The sequence below is a fragment of the Amycolatopsis sp. NPDC058278 genome (assembly GCF_042881395.1).
GTDB lineage: Bacteria > Actinomycetota > Actinomycetes > Mycobacteriales > Pseudonocardiaceae > Amycolatopsis.
The window spans coordinates 120,933-134,638 of record NZ_JBHVXZ010000006.1 but is presented as its reverse complement, the minus strand read 5'-3'; the positions used below and the strand labels follow the sequence as shown (position 1 = coordinate 134,638).

The window sequence follows — 13,706 nt, the reverse complement described above, 5'->3', positions numbered from 1 at the left end:
TAACCCCGACTGCAGAGCGAGGGACCGAATGTTAGCTGAAATGCTCGCCCGTTCCGGCAAGGTGCTGCTCGACAACGTGCCACCGGACGGCCGGAAGTACTGGGCGGCGCGGTTCTGGGACCGGGCGGCGGCGGAGCGGCACCCGCTGCTGCGCGAGCACTTCCTCAGCCAGAAGGACACCATCGGCAAGTACCTCGAGAAGTACGGCGCCGACACCGGGCGGGTGCTCGAATTCGCCTGCGGCACCGGTGAGTTCACCGGTCTCGCGGCGACCCGCACCGCGGCGAAGAGCATCACCGCGCTCGACATCTCCCAGCAGGGCCTCGACATCGTGCGCGGCCGCGTGCACCACGAGGACCTCGAGCTCGTGCTGGGCGACTTCTGGGCCGAGCACGACCTCGGCACCGCGGACCTGGTGATGTGCGTCGACGCGATCCACCACCTCGGCGACGTCCGCGCAGTGCTGGAGCGGCTCAAGACGTTCATGGCGCCGGGCGGGATCTTCGTCGGGAACCTCTGGACGGGCGACAACTTCCACGACTTCGAGCGCAAGCGCTACGGCACGCTCAACCACCTCCGGCGCACGGCGGCGTTCTTCAGCACGGCGGTCGTCATCCGCGCATCGGGCGGCCGGATGAAGACCGGCGCGTACCGGACGCAATTGCTGACCAGCTCGGAAGGCACCGCCATCCTGAACGAGGTGTTCACCGAGGTGCTGGAGCTGGACGTGCACCCGCACTTCATGTCGTTCGTGGCCACTGCCTGACGCCGGGGTCGTGGGTGGCGGGCGTCCGCTCGCCACCCACGACACGGTGCACGAGCGGGTTCACGACGCCCGCGCGACGACCTGTTCGAGCAGCCGGGCCTGGGTGAGCAGCGTTTCGTACTCGAGGGCGCGTCCGGCCGGGTCGCCGATCAGGCTCGCGAAGTGCAGCAGGACGTTGCGGAACTGGTCGTCCGCCGGGAGAGTCCGCTCTTCCCGCACGTCCTGGGACTCCAGGCGCAGCACCGGGCGCGTCGTGGCCGGCGGGGTGAACGCCCAGTCCAACGTCAGCCGGCCTTCGCTGCCCCACACCGACATCGTGCTCCGGTAGGTGTGCACGAACCCGAACGAGCACTGGGCCGCCACCTTCCCGTCGCTCAGCAGCGCGCTGCCGGACACGTCCACCTCGCCGGAGCGCACGAGCACCGCGCCGGCCACCTCGGGGGTGCGGAGGTAGGGCCAGGACGCCCGGATCGGGTAGCACCCGGTCTCGCGCAGCGAGCCGCCGCCGAGGACGGAGGAGTACTTGATCCCGGACGGTGCCGTCGGCGGGATGCCGAAGTCCGCGGTGATCAGGCGGGGCTCGCCGACCACGCCCTTGCTCACCAGCTCCGCCACCTCGGCGTGCTGGGAGTGGTGGGGGAAGGCGAAGTTCTCCATCACCACCAGCCCACGCGCGGTCGCGAGCTCGACCAGCCGCGCGGCCGCGGCCGTCCCGATCGTCGCCGTCTTCTCCACCAGCACGTGCTTGCCCGCTTCGAGGGCCGCCTCCGCCCATTCCTGGTGCAGCGCGATCGGCAGCGGGATGTACACCGCGTCGACGTCCGGCCGCTCCAGCAGCGCCGCATAGCCGGTCACGGCCTCGCCGCCGAACCGGGCGGTGAAGGCCGCCGCCTTCGCCGCCGACCGGCTCGCCACCGCGGTGACCCGCAGGCCCGCGGCGGCCATCGCCGGCGCCGTCTTGCGCGCGGCGATGTCGGCGCAGCCCAGGATGCCGAACCTCGGCGCGGTCACCATCGGATCGGCAGCTCGGCCGGGCGGGGGAACGCGGTCGCGAGGTGCCACGACAGCTCGTCCACCGGGATGCCCAGTGCGAGCGGGATCCGCCGGGCCACCAGGGTTTCCAGCAGCACCCGCAGTTCCAGCCGGGCGAGGGCGGCACCGAGGCAGAAGTGGATGCCCGCGCCGAAGGCCAGGTGCGGGTTGTCGGTGCGGTCCAGCCGGAGCTCGTCCGCCGCCGCGAACACGGATTCGTCGCGGTTCGCGGAGTTGATCAGCGGGATCACCGGCTCGCCCGCCCGGATGGTCACCCCGCCGAGCTCGACGTCTTCGAGCGCGATCCGCATCGAGCCGAACCCGCCGGCGACCTGGCTGTAGCGCAGTGCCTCTTCGACGGCGGTGCCGATCAGTTCCGGATCGTCCACGATGGACTGGTACCGCGCCGGGTCTTCCAGCAGGTGCACGAGAAGGTGCGACACCGCGCTGACCGTCGTGTGGTAGCCGGCGATCAGGACCGTCATCGCGAGCGTGCGCAGTTCCCCGTCGTCGAGCGAGTCGCCGTCCTCCTGGGCCTGCAGCAGCCGGGTCAGCAGGTCCTCGCCCGGCCGGGCGCGCTTGCGCTCGATCAGCCCGGTGAGGTAGCCCATGAGCGCACCGGCGGCCTCGCGCGCCGCGTCGGCGTCCGCGCCCGGTCCGCCGACGGTGAGCACCTTGTCGCCCCACTGCCGGAACTGCGCCTGTTCGGCGGGTTCGACGCCGAGCAGTTCGCAGATCACCGTGATCGGCAGCGGCAGGGCCAGCGCGGTCACCGCGTCGGCGGTGGTCTGCGCACTGCTTGTCATCGCGTCGACCAGACCCGCCGTGATCTCCTCGATCCGCGGCCGCAGCGTGTCGACCCGCCGCTGGGTGAACTCGCGCGAGGCCAGTTTGCGCAACCGGGTGTGGTCCGGCGGGTCCAGGTTCACCAGCGACCGCGAGCCGCGGTGCACCGGGATCAGCCTCGGCGCGTCCGGCCTGGTCATCGCTTCCTTGCTGAACCGCAGGTCGGTGAGGACGGTCCTGACCTCGGCGTGGCGCAGGACGAGCCAGCCTTCGTGGCCGCCGGGCAGCCGGACCCGGGTCACCGCCGCCCGCCCGCGCAGTTTCGAGTACTCGTCGAGCGCTTCCCCGGGGGTGCGCACGCGGAAGGGGAACGCGGGCAGTGCCGTCACGGCTTCGGTCATCGGGATCCTCACCAATCGATCGGTTCGCGGGAACGGAAGAAGGTGCCGGTCGGCCCGTCGTCGGGCAGCGTGGCGGCCCAGGCGATGTCGGCGGCCGCGGTCGCGGGGTCCCCGTCGGCCTCGGGCATCATGCGGGTGCGCACCCGGCCGGGGTTGACCGCGTTGACCAGGACCCCGCGGCCGCGCGCGGAGTTCGCGAGCAGCACGGTCACCGCGTTCAGCGCGGTCTTGGACAGGGCGTAGGCCGGTGCGCCGGTGAACAGGCCGTGGCTGAACGCCCCGGTGCCGCTCGACACCATGACGATCCGGCCCCAGCCGCGGTCGAACATGCCCGGCAGCACGGCCTGGGACACGCGCAGCGCGCCGAGTGCGTTGACCGCCAGGGTTTCGGCGACGAGCTCGGGCGGGACGGACTCGGGCGGCGCACCGGCGTCGAGGAGCACCCCGGCGTTGTTCACCAGGATGTCGACCGGGCCGGCCTGCTCGAGCGCGGCGGCCACCGAGCCGGCGTCGGTGACGTCGAGCCGCACCGCCCGGCCGGTTCCCGCGGCCTCGGCGTCGGCGAGGTGCCGCGCCGACGCGACGACCTCGAAGCCGGCGGCGGCGAGGTGACGGCAGACCGCGAGCCCGATGCCGCGCCCCGCCCCGGTGACCAGCGCCCTCACGACAGCCCCTCACCGAGCAGGCCCGTACCGGACAGGGCCTCGGTGAGCAGGTCGAGCTGGTGAAGTTCGGCCGAACACGGGAAGAGCACGAGCTCCTGGCAGCCGGCGTCGGCGTACTCGGCGGCGGTGCTGGCGAGCGCCTCCCGCGTGAGCAGCGTTTCGCCGATGACCCGCTCGGCGTAGCGGCCCATTCCGCGGTAGCAGCCGCCGAGGTAGGCGCGGGCCAGCGTGCTCCCGTCCGGTCCGAGCGCGAAATAGGCCAGCGCGACCAGCCGGGGTTCGTCGGTGCGGCCGGCCTCGGCCCAGGCCTTGCGCAGCCGGGTGAGCCGGTCGGCGTACGGCTCGGCCGAGCCGCTCCCGGAGATCCACCCGTCCGCGCTCGCGGCGGCCCGCCGCATCGCCGCCTCGGAGTGCCCGCCGAGCAGCACCGGCGGGGGCGTCGCGGGGGTGGGGCCGATCTCGCCGTCGCGCCAGGTCCGGCGCAAGGTGGTGATCAGCTCGTCCAGGTTCCGGCCGCGCCGGGTGAACGACGTGCCGGTGACGTCGAAGTCGTCGCGCCGCCCGCCCGCGGCGAGCCCGAGCTCCAGCCGCCCGCCGGACAGCTCGTGCAGGGTCGCCGCCTGCTTGGCCAGCACGGCCGGGTTGCGGGTCGCGCCGAGCAGCACCGTGGTGGACAGCCGGATCCGGCGCGTCGCTCCGGCCGCGACCGCCAGCGTGGTGAGCGGCTCGTGGTTCGGGTAGACGATCCGGTCGAGCACCCCGAGCGTCGAGAAGCCCCTCGCCTCGGCCGTCACGGCCCAGCCGAGCAGGTCCGCGCCGCGGGTGCCCGGAACCATCGCGGGCAGGCCGACCCCGATCCGCATGCCGGTCTCCAGTCTTCCGGTGGCAGCTTCGCCTCGCATGGTCGGCGCGCGGACTCGAACCTCGTTGGGACCCGGCTGGGACTCCCGGCCGCGCCGTCGAGCCGGGTCCCAACGCGCTTCGACCGGTGGTGACGAGCCTGGGGCCGCGCGCGTGTCCCGCCCGTGTATCCATTTAGAGGAAGAAGACCGTTATGTTGCGCTTGTCCCTGCGGCGAGGTGGGGTGGTGACGGCCGTCTTCACCGCCACCGCCGTCCTGGCCGGCGGTGCTTCCGCGTTCGCCTGTGATCCGCGGACGCTGCCGATCGCCGGTGCCACGGCGATGCGGGCCGCCGACGGCAGCTACCAGCTGAGCTGGTCACCCGCGAACGACGTCCGCTCGGCGTCGGTGTACGCCGCCACCCACCCGATCGAAAAGGCGCAGGACGGCGTGCTGGTCGCGAAGGACGCCGCGGGGGCGGTGACCGTGACCGGCCTGGCGCCGACGTCCCGCTGGTACTTCACCATCGTGCCCGGCGGGGCGAGGCTGGGGGAGGGGGTGGCCGCGAAGCTGGTCGACCTCGACGGCGTCAAGAACGCCCGCGATCTCGGCGGCTACCCGGCCGCGGACGGCCTGCGCATCCGGTGGGGCACGATCTTCCGCACCGCGCGGCTGACGCCCGCCACCGCGACCGGCCGCGAAGAGCTCGCCGGCCTGGGGATCAAGGACGACGTGGATTTCCGCTCGACCGCGGAAGCGGCCGCCGAGGGCCCGGACCCGATTCCGGCCGGCGTCACGCACGTCGCGGAACCGGTCGGCGACCCGGACCAGGCGGTGCCGCCGGACCCCGACACGCCGCCGTCCACCGGGGATCCGATCATGGACAACTACCGGCTGCTGGTCTCGAACCCGAACCTGGGCCACCAGTTCGCCGACGCGCTGGCCCACATCGCCGACGCCGGTCAGCGCCCGCTGCTCTACCACTGCACCGGTGGCAACCACCGCACCGGCTGGATGACGGTGATCCTGCTCAAGGTGCTCGGGGTGCCCGACGACGTCGTCCGCCAGGACTACCTGATGTCCTCCGGCACCGCGATCACCTACCTCGACGCGGCCTACGACCAGGTCGCCCGCGACTACGGTTCGTTCCCCGCCTACCTCGCGGCGCTCGGCGTCACCGACCGGCTGACCCGGCAGCTGCGGCACGCGTTGCTGGAGGCCCCGCGGTGAAGACGACCACTGTGGACGTCCTGGTGGCCGGCGGCGGGCTGACCGGGCTCGCCGCCGCCACCTTCCTCTCCTGGCTCGGCGTGCGCACCGCCGTGGTGGAGCGGCATTCCGGGACGCTGATCCACCCGCGGGCCCGCAGCATCAACCCCCGGACGGCGGAGCTGCTCCGCCAGGTCGGTCTCGCGTCTGCGGTCACCGACAGCGGCGGCTACGTGAGCGAACTGCCCTCGGTGTACCTCCTGCGCGCGGTGACCCTGGCCGGCGAGGAGCTCAGCCGCACCGAACAGCGACCGCCCGCCGACGCGGGTGGCGGTGCCGAGGTCAGCCCGTCCGGCTGGGGGATGATCGACCAGGACCGGCTCGAGCGCGTGCTGCGGGAGCGGGCCGGGGAACTCGGCGCGGACGTGCGGTTCGGGCACCGGCTCGTCGGGCTCGAGCAGGACGGAGCCGGGGTCACCGCCACCGTGTCCACGGTGGGTGGCGAGTGCGAGATCCGGGCCGCCTACGTGATCGGCGCCGACGGCAACGGCAGCACGGTGCGGTCGCTGCTCGGCATCGGCCGGCACGGTCCCGGCAGGCTCAGCCACGTCGCGAGCATGGTCTTCGACGCCGACCTGTCCGGGCCGATGCGCGGTCGCCACGACCCGGCGAACGGCCGGTTCGTCGCGTCGTGCCACCTCACCACGCCCGCCGAAGGCACGGTGCTGTTCCCGCACGGCGGCGACCGGCGCTGGGTGTTCAACACCCCGTACTTCCCCGAGCGCGGCGAGCGCATCGAGGACTTCGGGGACGAGCGCTGCGTGGCCGCGATCCGGGCCGCGACCGGCGTGCCGGACCTGCCGGTCTCCCTCGTCCCGCAGCTGGAGAACGGCGTGCGGGTGCTCGGCTACGAAGTCGGCGCGCTCGTCGCGGACACCTACCGCGCCGGGCGGGTGTTCCTCGTCGGCGACGCCGCGCACGTCATGCCGCCGACCGGCGCGTTCGGCGCCGGCACCGGCATCCAGGACGCGCACAACCTGGCCTGGAAGCTCGCGCACGTGCTGAGCGGCCGGGCGGGGGAGGCGCTGCTGGACACCTACGACGCCGAGCGCCGTCCGGTCGCGGAGTTCACCCTGGGGCAGGCGCTGCTGCTGATGAACGCGCGGGGCGGGGCCAAGGTGGCCGCGCCCGCCGGGCACTCACTGGTGCCGTACGACGCCGCGGTGTTCGGGTACCGCTACCCGGGCCCGTTCGCCGACGGCGACGGACCGGTGGCGCTGGAGCCCGCGGAGCTGACCGGGCAGCCGGGCACGCGGGCGCCGCACCTGCCGCTCGGCAGCGGGTCCACCCTCGACCGCTACGGCCGCGAGTACGTCCTGCTCACCGGCACCGAGGTGGACACCGGGCTCCAGTCCTCCGTGCTCGAAGGCACCCAGCTCGCCCGGCACGGCATCACCGCCACCGGCGCGCTGCTGGGGGGGGCGGGGGGGGGGGTGGCGGGGGGGCGCAACCAAGACCACGCCCCCCCGCCCCAGATCTATTTTGCGCGGCGCTGATCGGCCCCCGCGGGGGGGGGGGGCCCCATCCACGGCGTTTCGCCGGAGTGGAGAAACCCTGTGTGACCAGCGCGTCTTCTCGATCGGGGAACACCCGGCCGGGTAACGTCACGCACGTGCGGTCAACCCTCGAACGTCCTCCGGCGCACGTCTGCGCGGCCTTCGGCGGCCCCGCCGACGGCGGCGAACGCCTGCCGGACTCGACCGCGTGGCGCTGCGGCGACCTCGTGCTCAAGCCGGTCACCGACAAGGTCAGGACGCTGTGGACCGCCCACGCACTCGACTACGTCCGCGAGCCGGGGCTGCGGGTCGGGAAGCCGGTCCGGTCCACCGACGGCCGCTGGATCGTCGGCGGCTGGACGGCGTCGCGGTTCGTCTCCGGCACGCCGGAACACCGCGGTGACGCGTCGGTGCTCGCGGCGGTGAAGCTGCACCGGGCCACGGCCGGCCTGCCGCGGCCGGAGTTCCTCGACGCGCGCACCGACGTCGACGCGGTCGCCGACCGCATCGCCTGGGAGGAGCTCGAGGTGCCCCTGGACGAGACCAAGGGCGGCCGCTGGTTCGAGGTCCTCGCCGGCGCCCGCCGCCCGATCCGGCTGCCGTCGCAGGTGGCCCACGGCGAGCTGCTGGCGGGCCTGCTGTTCGACGTCGACGACGTCCCCGGCGTCGTCGACTTCGTGCCGTACTACCGCCCGGGCGAGTACGGCGCGGCGATCGTCGCGGTCGACGCGCTCGCCTGGGGCGGCGCGGGCCGCGACCTCCTGGAGCGCTGGGCGCACCTGCCGGAGTGGCCGCAGCTGCTGCTGCGCGCGGTGCTGTTCCGGCTGGCGTCGAACGCGCTGAACCCGCGTTCGACGCAGGCATCGCTGGACGGCCTGCGCGCGGCGGCCCGCGAGGTCTCCGGGGTCTTGTGACCCGCGCGCCCCTCCGGGATGATGGCTGGGTGATCACTTACCGAAAGGGCCATGCCGCGTAGGCGCCCCGGAAGCCTGCGCCGTGCCCGGCGACTCGATGTCGCGGGTCCGCCGCCGGACAAGATCTCTTACGTCTCCCGCCGCGCCATGCGGCAGCTCGCTTTCGCCGAAGTTGCCGCCGGCTACTCGCCCGGTTGCGTCGCCGACCTGCTCCAGGACTGGGAGGAGGGCACCCGGCCGCCGTTCCGGCTGATCCTGCCGGTGTCCCCGCACCCCCTGGTCGATCCGGTCGGCACGCGCCGGGAGCTCGCCGAAGTGCTGGAGAAGCTGCCGCGCCGGGAGCGGGCGCTGATCGGCGTCGCGCTGTCCCGGATCGACCGGCGGTTCGCGGCGCAGACGCTGCCCGACCCGCTCAACGACGGGCAGCGGTGGTTCGAACGGCGGCTGTTCGAGCAGGACGGCGTGGGTCGCTTGTGACCGAGGTCGCAAGATCGCGGGACATCTCGGGTAAAGCGCCGCTGACCTCCCGACTCCCGGTCCGTGGACGCCGATCTCACCGGACGGGCGCCGGAAACACCGCCGCAATGTCAACTGCCTGAAACATTCGGTCGAATCCGGTTAACAAGGCCTCCTTAGCGTCAGGGCAAGCCCGAACCGCCGAGGAGGTGCCCGATGCCGCAGGTCGACACCCACTGCCCGTACTGCGCCCTGCAGTGCGGGATGAGCCTCGACGGCGCCCGCGTGACGCCGCGGGACTTCCCGGTCAACGCCGGCGGCCTGTGCCAGAAGGGCTGGACCTCCGGCGCCCTCCTCACGAGCCCGAAGCGGCTGACCACCCCGATGCTGCGCGTGAACGGCGCGCTCGAGCCGGTCAGCTGGGACTTCGCCCTCGACCACATCGCCCGGAAGCTGGAAGCGATCCAGGCCGGGCACGGGCCGGACGCGGTCGCGATCTTCGGCGGCGGCGGCCTGACCAACGAAAAGGCCTACCTGCTCGGCAAGTTCGCCCGCGTCGCGCTCGGCACCTCGCAGATCGACTACAACGGCCGGTTCTGCATGTCCTCGGCCGCCGCGGCCGGGATCAAGGCCTTCGGAGCCGACCGCGGGATGCCGTTCCCCGTCACGGATCTGAAGAACGCCGACGTCGTGCTGCTCGCCGGGGCAAACCCGGCCGAGACGATGCCGCCGTTCACCCAGCACCTGCGCGGCACCGACCTGATCGTCGTCGACCCGCGGCGCACCCCGACCGCCGAACTGGCCAGCCTGCACCTCGCTCCCGCGCCCGGCACGGATCTCGCGCTGGCGCTGGGCATCCTGCACGCCGTGGTCGAAGGAGGTCACCTCGATCAGTCCTATGTGGACGACCGGACGAGTGGCTTCGCGGAGATGTGGCGGATCGCCGCGAGCTGGTGGCCGGAGCGCGCCGAGCGCGTCACCGGCGTCTCGGCCGCCGACATGCGCCTCGCCGCCGAAAAGCTCGCCGCCGCCCGCAACGCCTACATCCTGACCGCCCGCGGGACCGAGCAGCACGCCACCGGCACCGCGACCGTCGGCGCCTGGATCAACCTCGCGCTGAGCCTGGGCCTGCCCGGCCGCAAGGGCTCCGGTTACGGCTGCCTCACCGGCCAGGGCAACGGCCAGGGCGGCCGCGAACACGGCCAGAAGGCCGACCAGCTGCCCGGCTACCGCAAGCTCGACGACCCGGCCGCGCGCGAGTACGTCGCGAGCGTGTGGGGCGTCGACGCGGACAGCCTCCCCGGCCCCGGCCGTTCGGCCACCGAACTGCTCGAAGCGCTCGGCCAGGAGAACGGGCCCAAGGCGCTGATGGTGTTCGGCAGCAACGTGGTCGTGTCGGCGCCCCGCTCGCAGCGCGTCCAGGACCGGCTGGCTTCGCTGGACTTCCTGGTCGTCGCCGACTTCGTGCTGTCGGAGACCGCGGCGCTCGCCGACGTCGTCCTGCCGGTCACCCAGTGGGCCGAAGAGGACGGCACGCTCACCAACCTCGAAGGCCGGATCCTGCTGCGGCGCAAGGCGCTGGCGCCGCCGGACGGCGTCCGGTCCGACCTGGACGTCCTGAACGGGCTGGCCGAGCGGCTCGGTCAGCCCGAGGGCCGGTTCCCGGCCGACGCCGAGACGGTGTTCGAGGAGCTGCGGATCGCGTCCAAGGGCGGCATCGCCGACTACTCCGGCGTCAGCTACGACCGGCTGCGCGCGGGCGAGGCCCTGCACTGGCCGGTCCCGGCGGACGACCACCCCGGCACGCCGCGGATGTTCCTCGACGCCTTCGCCCACCCGGACGGCCGCGCGCGGTTCGTGCCGGTCGAGCACACCGGCCCCGCCGAGCTGCCGGACGACGAGTTCCCCCTGCAGGCCACCACCGGCCGCGTGCTGCAGCACTACCAGTCGGGTGCGCAGACCCGGCTGATCGACGAGCTCAACGACGTCGTGCCCGAGGTGTTCGTCGAGGTCCACCCGGACACCGCCAAGCGCGCCGGGCTCGAAGAGGGTGACGCGGCCCGGATCCGGTCGCGTCGCGGCGAGACCGTCGCGAAGGTGCGGTTCGTCCAGAGTCTCAAGCCCGACCTGGTCTTCCTCCCGTTCCACTTCCCCGGTGAGCAGCGCGCCAACCTGTTCACCAACCCGGCGCTCGACCCGGTCTCCCGGATGCCGGAGTTCAAGGTGTGTGCCGTTTCCCTGTCTACTGTGGATGGTGCCGCATGAGCCCCCGTGAAGTCGTCATCGTCGGGTACGGCATGGCCGGCGCCCGCCTGGCCGACGAGATCCGCCGCCGCGACCCGATCGCCGAGCGGGTCCGGCTGACCGTGCTCGGCGCGGAAAAGCACGCCGCCTACAACCGGGTGCTGCTGTCCGCCGTCGTCGCGGGCGGGATGAGCGCCGAAAGCGTTCGCCTGCACGACGACGAGTGGGCCACGCGCCACAACATCGACCTGCGGCTCGGCGTCGACGTCGCCCGCATCGACCGCGAGAAGCGCTGTGTCGAGCTGGCGGACGGAACGACCGCCGACTACGACGCCCTGGTGCTCGCCACCGGCGCCAACCCGTGGATCCCGCCGGTCGAAGGCCTCGAGGCCGGCCCCGGCGTGGTCGCCTTCCGCAGCCTCGACGACTGCGCCAAGATCCTCGACGCCGCCCGCTTCGGCGCGCCGGTCGCCGTGCTCGGCGGTGGCCTGCTCGGCCTCGAAGCCGCCCGCGGCCTGGCCGGGCGCGGCAACCAGGTGACCGTCGTGCACCCGCTGGGGCACGTCATGGAACGCCAGCTCGACGCGGCCGCCGGGCACGTGCTGGCCCGGCAGCTCACCGACATGGGCGTGACGTTCAAGTTCGGCGCCACCGCCGCCCGCTACCTGCCCGGCGACGGGCTCAAGCTCGACGACGGCACCCTCGTCCCGGCCGACCTGGTCGTGGTCGCCGCCGGCGTCCGCGCCGAGACCAGCCTGGCCGCCGAAGCCGGGCTCGACGTCGACATGGGCATTCTCGTCGACGACACCCTGCGCACCAGCGACGGCCGCATCCACGCCCTCGGCGACTGCGCCCGCCACCCCGGCGCCCCGGCCGGGCTGATCCAGCCCGCGTGGGAGCAGGCGTCGGTGCTGGCCGACGTCCTGACCGGCACCAACGCGGCCGCCCGCTACCGCGGCACGACCGCCGTGACCCGGCTCAAGGCCCGCGGCATCGACCTGGCCGCGCTGGGCGAGACGCAGCTCCAAGCGTCCGACGCCGACGTCGAGGTGCTGACGTTCAACGACCCGACGGGCGGCCGGTACGGCAAGCTCGTCGTCCGCGAAAACCGCGTCACCGGGGCGATCCTGCTCGGCCTGCCCGACGCGGCCGCGACCATCACCCAGTTCCACGACCGCGGGACGCTGCTGCCGGACGACCGGCTCGCCGTCCTGCTCGGCCGCGCGCTGCCCACCGGCGCCACCCCGGCGGCCAGCCCGGCCGACCTTCCGGCCGCGGCGGTGATCTGCCGCTGCAACAACGTCACCAAGGGCCGGCTGATCGAGGCCTGGAAGGCCGGGGCCACCGACACTCCCGCACTGGCGCGGGCCACGCGAGCCACGACGGGATGCGGCGGGTGCTCCGACACCGTCGGCGGCATCGCCAGCTGGCTCGCCGCGCAATGACCACCACGAACCGCCGCACGAAGGAGAACGCCGTGGCCCACCAAGGAAAGCACTGGATCGAACACTGGGAACCCGAGAACGAGGAGTTCTGGGAGTCCACCGGCAAGAAGATCGCCCGCCGCAACCTGTGGTTCTCGGTCTTCGCCGAGCACATCGGCTTCTCGATCTGGACCCTGTGGTCGGTCATCGTCCTGTTCATGGGCAAGGACTACGGCTTCTCCGCCGCGGACAAGTTCCTCCTCGTCTCGACGCCGACGCTGATCGGCGGCCTGATGCGGCTGCCCTACACCTTCGCCGTGGCGAAGTTCGGCGGCCGCAACTGGACGATCGTGTCGGCCGTCCTCCTGCTGATCCCGGCCACGCTGGCCGCGATCGTGCTGCACCCCGGCACGTCGCTCGGCACGTTCCTGCTGGTCGCGGCCCTCGGCGGCGTCGGCGGCGGCAACTTCGCGTCGTCGATGACGAACATCAACGCCTTCTACCCCGAGAAGCACAAGGGCTGGGCGCTGGGCCTCAACGCCGGCGGCGGCAACCTCGGCGTCGCGGCGATCCAGCTGGTCGGGCTGCTGGTGATCGGCACGGCGGGCGCGACCGCTCCGCGGATCGTGCTCTACACCTACATCCCGCTGATCGTGGTCGCCGCCGTGCTCGCGTACTTCTACATGGACAACCTCGCCAGCATGAAGGGCGACACCAAGGCGATGCGCGAGGTCGTCAAGGAGCCGCACACCTGGGTGATGTCGTTCCTCTACATCGGCACGTTCGGCTCGTTCATCGGCTACAGCTTCGCCTTCGGCCTGGTGCTGCAGAACCAGTTCGGCCGCACCCCGCTGCAGGCGGCCGCGGTGACGTTCCTCGGCCCGCTGCTCGGCTCGATCTCGCGGCCGGCGGGCGGCTGGCTGTCCGACCGCATCGGCGGCGGCAAGGTCACCTTCACCACCTTCATCGGCATGGCGGCGGCCACGGTCGTGCTGATCCTGGCCTCGACCTCGAAGTCGCTGGTGCTGTTCACGGTCTCGTTCGTGGTGCTGTTCGTGCTGGCCGGCATCGGCAACGGCTCGACGTACAAGATGATCCCGGCGATCTTCCGCGCCAAGGCCAAGATCGCGATCGCGAACGGCGCCGAGGAGGCGGCCGAGCTGCTCAAGGCCCGGCGGCTGTCCGGCGCGCTGATCGGCTTGGCCGGCGCGATCGGTGCCGAAGGTGGCCTGTTGATCAACCTCGCCTTCCGGCAGTCGTTCGCCGACGCCAAGAGCGGCGTGCCCGCCTTCGTCGGATTCCTGATCTTCTACGGGCTCTGCTTCGCCGTCACCTGGGCGGTCTACCTGCGGAAGCCCGCCGAACAGCCCACGAGTGAGCGCGGTCTGGCGCTCGCGGGAGCGGAGGTCTGA

12 protein-coding genes are annotated in these 13,706 nt (G+C 72.9%); 8 read left to right on the top strand and 4 right to left on the bottom strand.

Annotation, left to right across the window (positions count from 1 at the left end):
• Nucleotides 1-40 precede the first annotated feature (40 nt).
• Nucleotides 41-766 carry a class I SAM-dependent methyltransferase gene (locus ACFVYA_RS04875; RefSeq protein ID WP_387042481.1) on the top strand — a complete coding sequence of 242 codons (726 nt, stop codon included), beginning with the start codon at nucleotides 41-43 and terminating at the stop codon, nucleotides 764-766.
• A gap of 60 nt (nucleotides 767-826) precedes the next feature.
• Here ACFVYA_RS04875 and ACFVYA_RS04870 read toward each other — a convergent pair whose 3' ends face one another.
• From ACFVYA_RS04870 to ACFVYA_RS04855, 4 genes are read right to left on the bottom strand one after another with little or no spacing between them, the layout of a single operon-like run.
• Nucleotides 827-1,780 (bottom strand): Gfo/Idh/MocA family protein, encoded by a 954-nt coding sequence (locus ACFVYA_RS04870; RefSeq protein ID WP_387042479.1) that lies wholly within the window; start codon nucleotides 1,778-1,780, stop codon nucleotides 827-829.
• On the bottom strand, nucleotides 1,774-2,985 hold the full coding sequence (locus ACFVYA_RS04865; protein ID WP_387042476.1) for a cytochrome P450: 1,212 nt from the start codon (nucleotides 2,983-2,985) through the stop codon (nucleotides 1,774-1,776). Before ACFVYA_RS04865 ends, ACFVYA_RS04870 begins: the two co-directional genes overlap by 7 nt.
• A gap of 8 nt (nucleotides 2,986-2,993) precedes the next feature.
• A complete protein-coding gene (locus ACFVYA_RS04860; protein ID WP_387042473.1) occupies nucleotides 2,994-3,650 on the bottom strand; it encodes an SDR family NAD(P)-dependent oxidoreductase in 657 nt (218 codons plus the stop codon).
• Nucleotides 3,647-4,513 carry an LLM class flavin-dependent oxidoreductase gene (locus ACFVYA_RS04855; RefSeq protein WP_387042470.1) on the bottom strand — a complete coding sequence of 289 codons (867 nt, stop codon included), beginning with the start codon at nucleotides 4,511-4,513 and terminating at the stop codon, nucleotides 3,647-3,649. Before ACFVYA_RS04855 ends, ACFVYA_RS04860 begins: the two co-directional genes overlap by 4 nt.
• A gap of 224 nt (nucleotides 4,514-4,737) precedes the next feature.
• On the opposite strand from ACFVYA_RS04855, the gene ACFVYA_RS04850 reads away from it, so the two are divergent.
• The 7 genes from ACFVYA_RS04850 to ACFVYA_RS04820 all read left to right on the top strand — a co-directional run bounded on the left by ACFVYA_RS04850 (nucleotide 4,738) and on the right by ACFVYA_RS04820 (nucleotide 13,706).
• Nucleotides 4,738-5,721, top strand: a complete 984-nt coding sequence (locus tag ACFVYA_RS04850) for a tyrosine-protein phosphatase (RefSeq protein WP_387042468.1) — start codon at nucleotides 4,738-4,740, stop codon at nucleotides 5,719-5,721.
• Entirely contained in the window at nucleotides 5,718-7,256 is a 1,539-nt protein-coding gene (locus tag ACFVYA_RS04845; protein WP_387042465.1) for an FAD-dependent oxidoreductase, read from the top strand. Before ACFVYA_RS04850 ends, ACFVYA_RS04845 begins: the two co-directional genes overlap by 4 nt.
• Nucleotides 7,257-7,372: 116 nt before the next feature.
• Nucleotides 7,373-8,170, top strand: coding sequence for a TIGR02569 family protein (locus ACFVYA_RS04840; RefSeq protein WP_387042463.1), 798 nt, complete (start codon nucleotides 7,373-7,375; stop codon nucleotides 8,168-8,170).
• A gap of 51 nt (nucleotides 8,171-8,221) precedes the next feature.
• Nucleotides 8,222-8,647 (top strand): hypothetical protein, encoded by a 426-nt coding sequence (locus ACFVYA_RS04835; RefSeq protein ID WP_387042461.1) that lies wholly within the window; start codon nucleotides 8,222-8,224, stop codon nucleotides 8,645-8,647.
• 195 nt (nucleotides 8,648-8,842) lie between these two features.
• On the top strand, nucleotides 8,843-10,891 hold the full coding sequence (locus ACFVYA_RS04830; protein ID WP_387042459.1) for a molybdopterin oxidoreductase family protein: 2,049 nt from the start codon (nucleotides 8,843-8,845) through the stop codon (nucleotides 10,889-10,891).
• Nucleotides 10,888-12,315 (top strand): FAD-dependent oxidoreductase, encoded by a 1,428-nt coding sequence (locus tag ACFVYA_RS04825; protein ID WP_387042456.1) that lies wholly within the window; start codon nucleotides 10,888-10,890, stop codon nucleotides 12,313-12,315. Before ACFVYA_RS04830 ends, ACFVYA_RS04825 begins: the two co-directional genes overlap by 4 nt.
• Nucleotides 12,312-13,706, top strand: a complete 1,395-nt coding sequence (locus ACFVYA_RS04820) for a NarK/NasA family nitrate transporter (protein WP_285988489.1) — start codon at nucleotides 12,312-12,314, stop codon at nucleotides 13,704-13,706. The genes ACFVYA_RS04825 and ACFVYA_RS04820 overlap by 4 nt, the downstream gene beginning before the upstream one ends.

Coding starts and splice junctions, on each gene's coding strand:
- ACFVYA_RS04830 (WP_387042459.1), top strand. CDS start 8,843: ATGCCGCAGGTCGACACCCACTGCCCGTACTGCGCCCTGCAGTGCGGG.
- ACFVYA_RS04825 (WP_387042456.1), top strand. CDS start 10,888: ATGAGCCCCCGTGAAGTCGTCATCGTCGGGTACGGCATGGCCGGCGCC.
- ACFVYA_RS04870 (WP_387042479.1), bottom strand. CDS start 1,780: ATGGTGACCGCGCCGAGGTTCGGCATCCTGGGCTGCGCCGACATCGCC.
- ACFVYA_RS04875 (WP_387042481.1), top strand. CDS start 41: ATGCTCGCCCGTTCCGGCAAGGTGCTGCTCGACAACGTGCCACCGGAC.
- ACFVYA_RS04865 (WP_387042476.1), bottom strand. CDS start 2,985: ATGACCGAAGCCGTGACGGCACTGCCCGCGTTCCCCTTCCGCGTGCGC.
- ACFVYA_RS04820 (WP_285988489.1), top strand. CDS start 12,312: ATGACCACCACGAACCGCCGCACGAAGGAGAACGCCGTGGCCCACCAA.
- ACFVYA_RS04835 (WP_387042461.1), top strand. CDS start 8,222: ATGCCGCGTAGGCGCCCCGGAAGCCTGCGCCGTGCCCGGCGACTCGAT.
- ACFVYA_RS04855 (WP_387042470.1), bottom strand. CDS start 4,513: ATGCGGATCGGGGTCGGCCTGCCCGCGATGGTTCCGGGCACCCGCGGC.